At 62.8% G+C, this 8,942-nt stretch carries 3 protein-coding genes and 2 pseudogenes; 3 read left to right on the top strand and 2 right to left on the bottom strand.

The features are described from left to right. The first annotated feature begins 427 nt into the window (after window positions 1-427). Window positions 428-3,856, top strand: a complete 3,429-nt coding sequence (locus ACYP5B_RS01705) for an adenylate/guanylate cyclase domain-containing protein (protein ID WP_459568312.1) — start codon at window positions 428-430, stop codon at window positions 3,854-3,856. Between the two features lie 626 nt (window positions 3,857-4,482). Here ACYP5B_RS01705 and ACYP5B_RS01700 read toward each other — a convergent pair. Next, window positions 4,483-4,635, bottom strand: a pseudogene (locus ACYP5B_RS01700) (ISKra4-like element ISBugl3 family transposase); the annotation flags it as partial. Between the two features lie 459 nt (window positions 4,636-5,094). Here ACYP5B_RS01700 and ACYP5B_RS01695 point away from each other — a divergent pair. Both ACYP5B_RS01695 and ACYP5B_RS01690 read left to right on the top strand, forming a co-directional pair. After that, window positions 5,095-5,325, top strand: a complete 231-nt coding sequence (locus ACYP5B_RS01695; RefSeq protein ID WP_459568311.1) for a transposase family protein — start codon at window positions 5,095-5,097, stop codon at window positions 5,323-5,325. Window positions 5,326-5,454: 129 nt separating this feature from the next. Further along, a complete protein-coding gene (locus ACYP5B_RS01690; RefSeq protein ID WP_459568310.1) occupies window positions 5,455-8,610 on the top strand; it encodes a transglycosylase domain-containing protein in 3,156 nt (1,051 codons plus the stop codon). A gap of 14 nt (window positions 8,611-8,624) precedes the next feature. Here the strand turns inward: ACYP5B_RS01690 and ACYP5B_RS01685 are convergent. Then, window positions 8,625-8,825 (bottom strand): annotated as a pseudogene (locus ACYP5B_RS01685) (transposase); the annotation flags it as partial. Window positions 8,826-8,942: the final 117 nt, after the last annotated feature.

The raw sequence follows: 8,942 nt of genomic DNA, 5'->3' as shown, positions 1-8,942 counted from the left end.
TCTTTACCCACGCAGCTTGTGGCGGTTTGAAGCCTGCTCCTGCAAGCCGACTTCGAGGGGCCGTCCCTCATCTTCAGTAAAGCATCGCGAACATCGATTTGCTGATGCTCGCGTTCTTGGCACACCTTCCCCGTTCGTGAAAGTATCCGCTGCTCGGCCACCCGGCCATCGCGGAGCCATTCTGCTGGTACGGCGGACGGACAGGACCCCACGTTCGCCACGCGTGAGAGGGTCGAGATTCGGCGCCGGTTGCGCCACCTACCCGTGCCGATCTGAACAGCAAGGACGAGGCACGGCACAGAACCGCGCCGGCGTGGCAGCGGATAGGAAGGGCATCCCGCTTATGCTGCGGGGCGTGTCAGCTTGCTACGGAGGCCGATAGCGCATCTAATGGATTTGAGGCAGGCGAAGGCATGGCGGGGACGATATGCGCTGCACAAATTGCGGAGTCGAGAGCCTCACAAGGGGAAACTTCTGCGAGGAATGCGGCGCCAGGCTTCCACGGATTTGCCCGCACTGTGGCGAGGAATCGAGTCCCACTGCAAAGTTTTGCCGCGCATGTGGCTCGCCCCTGAACGACGCCCCTCCAGAGCCGCTTCCGGCGCCTAAGCCCGCCGCCTGGGCCCCCGTTCACTACACGCCGCCGCATCTGGCCGAGCGCATCCGGGCGGAACAGGCGGCCATGGAAGCCAGGGGAGGGACGGCCGGCGAACTCAAGACCATCACAGCGCTGTTCGCTGATATGGCAGGATCGACGGCGTTGATCCAGGACCTGGGCCCGGAGGAGGCACGCCGCCTGATCGACCCCGTCGTGACGCTGATGATGGAGGCTGTGCACCACTATGAAGGCTACGTAGCCAAATTCTTGGGTGACGGCATTCTCGCTCTGTTCGGCGCCCCCATTGCTCACGAGGACCATCCGCTACGTGCCTTGTATGCGGCGCTGCGCATGCAGGAAGCGATGCGACATCACAGTGATCGAGTCCGTCTGGACCAAGGAATACCACTTCAGATTCGCGTCGGAATCCACACTGGCGAGGTGTTGGTTCGCTCGATTCGCAAGGACGATCTGCATACGGACTACGATCCGGTGGGGCACACGATCCACATCGCCTCTCGCATGGAAGGCGTTGCCACACCGGCGTCCATCCTCGTCAGCGAGCCTACCCATAAGCTGACGGAGGGATATGTCGAATTCAAGGCGCTGGGGACCACCCAGGTAAAAGGCGTCCGGGATCCGCTGGCGGTGTATGAGGTGCTGGGCCTCGGGGCATTGCGCACGCGCCTGCAAGTGGCTGCGCATCGCGGCTTGGCGCGCTTTGTGGGACGCCAAGCCGAGATGGAGCAATTGCACAACGCCTTCGAGTTGGCCAAGGCGGGGCATGGGCAAGTCGTCGGGGTGGTGGGCGAGGCCGGGGTAGGAAAATCGCGGCTTTTCCATGAGTTCAAGGCACGATCACAGCAAGGCTGCCTGGTGCTGGAAACCTTCTCGGTTTCGCACGGGAAGGCCTTTGCCTATTTGCCGCTGATCGAACTCCTGAGAAATTACTTTCAAATCACCCCGCAGGACAACGATCGAAGCTGCCGCGAGAAAGTAATTGGCAGGCTACTAAACTTGGAGCGAGCGCTGGATGAATTTTTACCCTACCTGCTCTATCTGCTCGGAACCGTCGAACCCGACTCCACACTGCCGACCATGGACGCTGCCATCCGGCGCCAGCGCACATTCGAAGCCATTGCACGTCTCTTGGTCCGCGAAAGTCTCAATCAGCCTCTTGAGCTTCTTTTCGAAGACCTGCAATGGCTGGACAGCGAAACCGAGGCCTTCCTCAAACTCCTTATCGACTATGTGCCAGATGCGAGGATCGTCCTGTTTGTCAACTACCGCCCGGAGTACTCCCATGACTGGGGCTGCAGAAACTACTACACCCAACTGCATTTAGAGCCTCTTGGCCAGGCCGAAGCTCAGGGACTGCTCAGCGCGTTACTCGGGGATGATCCAGCTCTCGTGCCCCTGAAACAACTCATCCTGGCAAAAACCGAGGGCAACCCTTTTTTTATGGAGGAAGTGGTCCAGACCCTGGCCGAGGAGAACGCCTTGCTTGGCCAGCCCGGGTCCTACCGCATCGAGCAGACCCCTTCCGTGCTTCATATCCCGACCACCGTCCAGGGCGTGCTCGCGGCTCGCATGGATCGGCTCCCCCTCGCGCAGAAAGAGTTGCTGCAAACCCTGGCAGTGATCGGCAAGGAGTTCCCTTTGAGCCTGATCCAGCACGTAACCGCACTGCCGGACGATACGGTGCGCCCTCTTCTCGCCGACCTGCAGGCTGCGGATTTTATTTACGAGCGGCCCGCGTTCCCTGAGGTGGAGTATGCTTTCAAGCACGCCCTCACTCAGGAAGTTGCCGGCAACTCCTTGCTGATGGAACAACGCAGCGGGCTGCATGAACGCACGGCCCAGGCTATCGAGGCCCTCTTCCAGGGCCGGCTAAAGGACTACTGCAGCGAGCTAGCACACCATTACAGCCTCAGCGGCAACCTCCCAAAGGCTGTCGAGTATCTGTATTGTGCCGGCCAACAGGCCCTTCAGCGTTCGGCGCAGCTCGAAGCGATCCGTCACCTCAGTGCCGCCGTCGAACTGCTCAAGTGCCTGCCCGACAGTCCCGATCGCACGCGCCAGGAACTCACCCTGCTACTTTCCCTCGGCCCGGCTTGGATGGCCGCCCGAGGTCAGGGCGCCCCGGAAGTGGAGGCGACCTACACGCGCGCGCTGGCACTGTGCGAACGGGGTGAGGAAACCCCACAGTCCTTCTCGGCGCAGTTAGGACTATGGTCGTTTTATAGTCTGCGTGCGCAGTACAAGACGGCATATGCCCTGGCAGAGAGGCTGCTTGGCCTGGCCCGCAGCACGCAGGATCCGAAACAGCTCGCAGAGGCGCATCGTGTACTCGGGGCTACCGTGTACCGTCGAGGCGAATTCGGCATGGCCCGTACCAACATGGAGCAAGTGCTGGCGTTACAACGCCGCGATGAGCAGCCACACGGCGCTCCTCTAGGTTATGCGCGGAACCCGGCGGTTCATGCACTGAATACCTTGAGCTGGATTCTTTGGCATTTAGGCTTACCCGATCAGGCCGGTACGCGCAGCAAGGAGGCCCTGGCGCTGGCCAAGAGGGTCTCAGACCCGTTTAGCCTTGCTCAAAGCCTAGTCTTTACGGCCGCACTATATCAGTGTCGGCATGAAGCGCAACTAGCCCAAGAATACGCTGAGGCCACCATAAACCTTTCGAGCGAACAGGGGTTTCCATTCTATTTGGCGTGGGGAACCATCCTGCAAGGTTGGGCGATGGCCGAGCAGGGAAGTCATGAGGAGGGAATCACCAAAATACGCGACGGCCTCACTGCCTACGAGGCTACAGGTGCGGCACTGGGAAGGCCCAGCCACCTAGCCTTGCTCGCCGAAGCCTATGGAAAAGCGGGGCAAGCGCAAGCTGGACTGCGCGCGTTGGCCGAGGCGCTAGGTCTGGCGGACAACACGGGAGAACGGTTCGACGAAGCGACCTTGTATCGGCTCAAAGGGGAGTTGATCCTTCAACAGTCAAGCGTGTCCCCCCAAGCGTTGACCGGCCACGAAGAAGCTGAAGCGTGTTTTCACAAAGCGATCTCAATCGCCCGTAAACAGGGTGCCAGGTCATTGGAGCTGCGAGCCGCGCTGAGCCTGGCCCAGCTATGGCAACTACAGGGTAAGACGGACTTCGCGCGACGGACGCTGGCCGAGATCCATGGTGCCTTCATGGAAGGCTTCGACACCGCCGATTGGCTACAAGCCAAAACACTACTGGATGATCTGACCTGACAGGATGGCACTTCCCGATTGGCGAGCGGGGAGCAAAGCAAATGTGCAAAACCTCTGGAAATGAAGGCACACACGCACGCGAACGAGCCATCGTTGTTCGGGCCAGTCCTCCGGGCGGGAACGCAAATCGCTGCGGACGTCAGAGCCGGCGAGTGGCCAGTTCAAGCTTGGAGGGCAGCGCCCCCTCCTCTTCAACGCATGCCTAGATCGAGATGTTGAGGGAAGCCGTTAAAAGGCCTGGGATGCGCCCTGCATCGGAGTATCGTCTCGGTATCAAAGAGGCAGAGAGCCGACATGCGATGCACGATCGTTCTCGAATTCGATGACGGCGATCACATGACGCGTGCATTCCGCCGGATGCTCAACGTAACACCTGCCGGTGTGCGGCGGCAGAAATGGAGCAGCACGAAGTGCCCATGTCGGTCAGCTAACGTCGATTAGCGTCTATATCGGCTGCTGCAGGCGCCGTTTCGAACTGCGCCTCCCTTTACTAGTCAGCGCCGGAAAAATCAATGTGCTGCAGGGTAAGTGCTCCCACCAAGCGCCGGTTGATCAGGTGGTTCATCACTGATTCCGCTGGCGCAGTAGATATTCGACGACCTTCACGCCTTGCGCGTGCACTCATCGATCTCGCCTTGCTCATCGAGCGGCTCGGGCAGACACATACAAGCCTTCAACCGCGGCACGCGCACACGGATCGTACCCAGCCCAGTGTCAAAGGGCCGACGTCGCCAATCCTTGATGTTGCGGTACCGACCGCAATGTGGGCAGTTTCGCTTGCATCATGCACATGCTGGCCAACGGCCAGATGCAGCGCGCCGATGGGAGCGCTGCGTCCGCGGCGCAGCAGTTTTACTCGCCGGCCACTTAACCAATACGGCCGTTGCCAACTTCCGCCGCTTACTCTCCTCTCCCTTACTGCGACACAACGCTGCGGCTGCCGCCCGGTGCCCGGCCAGTGGCTGTGCTGTGCCTCGGCCAGGTCGACACCTCCTATGAGAAGCCGATGCTGGAACAGGAAGACTGGGCCAGACGGCAACGCCTGGACGAGATGGTGTTCGAGAATGGCTGGACCAACCCCAGCCCCCCACCCAATCCAGTTCAAGATAGGCCTCAGCAAGCCTTGTAGGCAGCATGTGGATAGAGGCTTGTGACGAGGCGGTCGAGGTTTGCTGCGATCGGGTCGGACACGATGGGTGCGTGTTGCGATCTAGCCCAATGGATAGCGCTGGTGCGCCATGCGGCTTGAGCCGAAAGCGCGGCGGCAGTACTGCAGTGGCTGTGGCCGTGGCGTCAGCGCCGTGCATGACTGGGGCGAGCAGCGTGTGCGTGATCAGCCGGTGTTCGAGGTGCCGGTCGTGCTGATCATTCCGAGGCTGCGCTTGGCTTGCCGCCGATGCGGGCCGAAGCGTGAGCGCCAGCCGGCCTTGACGCAGCTAGCAACAGTGCTTGCGCTTGCACGCTTATAACACCGTCCCCTTCCTGCTAATATATAAACAGAGCGGCGCGCGCCGGCCTCCGGCCCGCTTCGCTTGCGCTTGGAGCCGGCGGCATGACCACCCCGGCGGCGGGGCTCGGCATTATGGGATTGCCGAAACGTGTCACGACGTGGCTGGATTTTCGCTGGCTTGGCGGCCGCCCTTTGTGGAGGCGGGTATGTCGTTTACAGCCTCGTCGCCAGTGAAGTGCGCAATTCGCAATGGCAGGCGTACTACTTCGGCCGCTTCACCAGGCAGCTGACGTTCGAGGTCCAGCCAGGCGCCAGCGACAGCATTCGCTTCCCGCATTCCGGCCCTTACGACGCACGCCTGGGCTACGGGCGCCTGCCGGCCTTCGCGCAACGGCTCGAGCGGCACGGCTACGTGCCGGCCGAACAGGCGCACATGTCGCCCGAGCTGGTCCGGCTGATGGACCATGGCATTTTTCCCCCGTACCGCGAGAAGAACCAGGCCGGCCTCGCCCTGCGTGACTGCAACGGCCTGACACTGGTGCTTGAGCGCTACCCGCAGCGGCAATACGAGGACTTTGCCGCGGTGCCGCCATTGCTGGTCAGCTCGCTGCTGTTCGTGGAGAACCAGGGGCTGCTCAACCCCGAGTATCCGAACATGAACCCGGCGCTCGATTGGAAGCGGCTGTCGCACGCGGTGATGGACCAGGCCGTCCGACTGGTCGACAAGGCCTATGAATCCCCGGGCGGCAGCACGCTGGCCACCCAGATCGAAAAATACCGGCATTCGCCGGAGGGCCGAACGCAATCCATCTCCGAGAAATTCCGACAGATGGCGTCGGCCTCGCTTCGCGCCTATCTGGACGGGCCGGATACGCGACGTGCGCGCGAAGGCATCGTGGTCGACTACCTCAACACGGTGCCACTGTCCGCGCGCGTGGGTTTCGGCGAGGTCAACGGCATCGGCGATGCGCTGTGGGTATGGTACGGCGAAGACTTCGGCGAGGCCAACCGGCTGATGAAGGAGATGGACCTGCGCGCGCCCACCGGCCGCGAGGCCCAGGCCTTCAAGCGCGCGCTGTCGCTAATCATCTCGCAGCGCCGCCCCTCGTACCACCTGCGCCGCGACGACACCAACCTGGAGACGCTGACCGGCAGTTACCTGCGCCTGCTGGCGGCCAACGGCATCATCACGCCCGAGCTGCGCAACGCCGCGCTGCAGCAGTCGCTGGAGAAGGCTGCACCGCCAGAGAAGCCCGCGCAGGAGCCCTTCGTCACACGCAAGGCGGTCAACCGCGTGCGCGCCGACATTGGCCGGCTAACCGGGGTCGACAGCCGCTACGACATGGACCGCCTGGACCTGACCGTGGACAGCACCATCAACCGCGAAGCCCAGCGCATTGCCACCGACGTGCTGATGCGCATCCACGACAAGGCCGACGCGCACACCATGGGGCTGTATGGCCACAACCTGCTGCGCGAGCAGGACGACCCTTCGCAACTGATCGCCAGCTTCACGCTGTACGAGCGCGTGGGCAATGCAAGTGTCGTGCGGGTGCAGGCGGACAACATCGAACAGCCTTTCGACATCAACAGCGGTGGCCGGCTCAACCTGGGGTCCACCGCCAAGCTGCGCACGCTGGTGACCTACCTGGAGATCATCACCGAGCTGCACACGCGCTATGCCGCCATGAGCCGCGCCGAACTGGCCGGTGTGCAGCTGGCGAAGCAGGATGTGCTCAGCCGTTGGGCCGTCGACTACCTTGCCAAGACCCGCACGCCGGCCGAGCGCGAGCTGACGCCCATGCTGGAAGCGGCGATGGAGCGCAAGTATTCCGGCAGCACCGGTGAAGGCTTCTTCACCGGTGGCGGGATGCAGAGCTTCTCCAATTTTGAGCGTTGGGAGGGCGAGCGCAACATGACCGTGCGCGAGGGCTTCCAGCACTCGGTCAACCTGGTCTTCATCCGGATCATGCGCGACATCGTGCGCTACGAGATTTTCCATGCCCGGCCGGACGTCAGAAACATCTTCGAGGACCGCGGCTCGCCCGAGCGCCGCGCCTACCTGGAGCGCTTTGCGGACCAGGAAGGCAGCGCCTACATGATAGGCTTCTACCAGCACTACCGCGGAAGGGATTCGGAACAGAGGCTGGCCACGCTGCTGGGCCGCGTGAAAATGAGCTCGCCCCACCTGAGCGCGGTGCGCATGTCGGTGACGCTGCTCAGCGCCCGCCCCGAGCTGGACGAGGAAAGCTTTATCCGGATCATGCGCTCGCGCTTGTCGGACAAGCAGCTCGCGGGTGAAGACCTGCCGGCGCTCTATCGCAAGTACGGCCACGACAAGTTCAACCTCAACGACCGCGGCTACCTTTCGCGCATCCACCCGCTGGAACTGTGGATGGTGGAATACCTGGGCAAGCACCCGGATGCCACCTTGTCGCAGATCCTGCGCGACAGCACCGCCGAGCGGCAGTACGTGTACCGCTGGCTGTTCCGCTCGCACAGCAAGTTCGGGCAGGACAACCGCATCCGCACGCTGCTGGAACAGGACGCATTCCAGCACATTGCCAAGCGCTGGCAGCGGCTGGGCTATCCCTTCGATTCGCTGACGCCGTCTTACGCGACCGCCATCGGCGCCTCTGGCGACCGGCCCGCGGCGCTGGCGGAGCTGGCCGGCATCATCCTGAATGGCGGCGTCGCCACGCAGTCGGCCACCGTGCGCAGCCTCGATTTTGCCGCCAACACGCCGTATTCGACGCGCTACGTGCTGCAGCCTGGCCCGGGCAAGCGCCTCCTGCCGCTGGAGCTGACCACGGTGGTGCGGCGTTCGATGCTTGATGTGGTGGAGCGCGGCACCGCCAGGTCCATCCTGGGTGCCTTCGTGGTGCCGGGAAAGGGCGGGGCGCCGCTGCCGGTGGCCGGCAAGACCGGCACGGGTGACCAGCGCTTGCAGGTGTACGGGCCGGGCGGACGGTTGATCGCCTCGCGCTCGGTCACACGTTCAGCCACCTTCGTGTTCACGCTGGGCGAGCATTACTTCGGCACCGTGACGGTTCATGCGCGCGAGCCTTATGCGGCGCGCTACAGCTTTACCAGCGCGCTGGCGGTCAGGGTGCTGCGCTACCTTGCGCCGCAGGTGGCGGCCATGGCCACGCCCGGCAGCGAACAGGCGCTGCTACGCTGCCGCCACAGCCAGCCCGAGGCCAGCCTGCCACGTGCAACCACCTCAGCGTCGCAGGCCGGCGGCGGCACCGAGGTCGCCGACTTCGTGAAGGTCGGTCAGCCCTTGCGGCGGGCCATGCCATAGATCATCAGCAGCACGTCGATGCCCCTCATGCCGAACTGGCGGAATCCCGTCACGGCCCTTATCCAGCCATTCGGGGCCTCGACGATCGCCTTGCGTCGGCGGTAGGCAGCCTCGCCTTGTTCCGTTTTCAACTTCGCCGCCATTGCCGCCGTGTGCGGAATGGCGATGATTTCGCCGTGGTGATCGGCGACCTTCGTCATTGCGGCGGTGTGCCTCCGCGCCTGGTGTTGCAGATTGTTATTTCGGCTAATGGCGACCTCTAATTACGCAAATGTGGGTGCCAGCTAGGATAGATGAAGGAAAAACGCTCTTCTCCTGGCGATGCTCGCGAG

This window comes from Cupriavidus sp. 8B (assembly GCF_054589115.1).
Note: the sequence above shows the minus strand (reverse complement) of the source record. Positions and strands in the feature narration are given on the sequence as shown.